Annotated in this window: 1 protein-coding gene; it reads right to left on the bottom strand. The window is 69.6% G+C overall.

Annotation, left to right across the window (positions count from 1 at the left end; translation table 11 throughout):
• Positions 1–103: 103 nt before the first annotated feature.
• Complete coding sequence (locus P409_RS34890; RefSeq protein WP_034849568.1) at positions 104–1066, bottom strand: ABC transporter permease; 963 nt, start codon at positions 1064–1066, stop codon at positions 104–106.
• Positions 1067–1129 lie beyond the last annotated feature (63 nt).

The raw sequence follows: 1129 nt of genomic DNA, 5'->3' as shown, positions 1-1129 counted from the left end.
ACGGCGAGCGGGTGACGGCGAGGCGGCCGGCGAGCTCCGCCAGCTCGGCCTCGCGCGCCCGGCGGCGGCGGAACGGGTTCAGCAGCGACGCGAACGCCATCGCCTAGCGCCGCCGCAGCCGGATGCGCGGGTCAGCCGCGGCATAGGCGATGTCGGCGATCAGGCTGCCGAGAATGGTCAGCGCCGCCAGCGCCATGGTGAAGCCCATCAGCACCGGATAGTCGCGCGCCGCCAGCGTGTCGATCTGGATGTGGCCCGCGCCCGGCCAGTTGAAGATCTTCTCGGTGACGATGGCGCCGGAGAACAGGCCCGGCAGCTCGAAGCCCAGCAGGGTGATGATCGGCAGCAGCGCGTTGCGCAGCGCGTGCTTCAGCACCACCGTCCGCTCCTTCAGCCCCTTGGCCCGGGCGGTGCGGACGAAGTCCATCGACAGCGATTCCAGCATGCTGGCACGGATGTAGCGGGTCAGGCTGCCGGCCTGCAGCGCGGTCAGCACCAGCACCGGCAGCACCATGTGGGCGGCGATCTCGGCCACCAGGGGCCAGCCCGTCGCCTCGCTGCCGGTGCTGATCATGCCGCCGACCGGCAGCCAGCGCAGGTCGACCGCGAACCATTTGATCAGCAAGAGGCACAGGAAGAAGACCGGGAAGGACATGGCGGCGAACACCGCCAGCGTCACCAGCCGGTCATACCAGGAATAGGGCTTCACCGCCGCCGTCACCCCGGCCAGCAGCGACAGGGTCCAGTACAGCAGCATCGCCGTGCCGGCGAGGAGGAAGGAGTTCCAGACATACTGGTTCAGCAGCGTGCCGACCGGGATCTGGTACTGCATCGAATAGCCGAGATCGCCGGTCACCAGCCGGCCCAGCCAGTCGAGGTAGCGGTCCAGGACCGGCCGGTCGAGCCCGTACAGCGACTTCAGCTCCGCCGCCCGCTCCGGCGTCAGGTTGATGTTGCCGTCGACGAAGTCGCCCGGGGTCAGGGCGAAGACGAAGAAGATCAGCGCCGACGCCCCCAGCAGCATCGGCACCGCCAGCAGCAGGCGGCGGATGACGAAGGTTCTCACAGGCCCCGCACCGCCGTCTCTGTCCTCCCCCTCCCCTTGCGGGAGGGGGGCAGGGGGAGGGGT

Origin of the sequence: Inquilinus limosus MP06, assembly GCF_000767795.1 — a bacterium.
GTDB lineage: Bacteria > Pseudomonadota > Alphaproteobacteria > DSM-16000 > Inquilinaceae > Inquilinus > Inquilinus limosus_E.
Note: the sequence above shows the minus strand (reverse complement) of the source record. Positions and strands in the feature narration are given on the sequence as shown.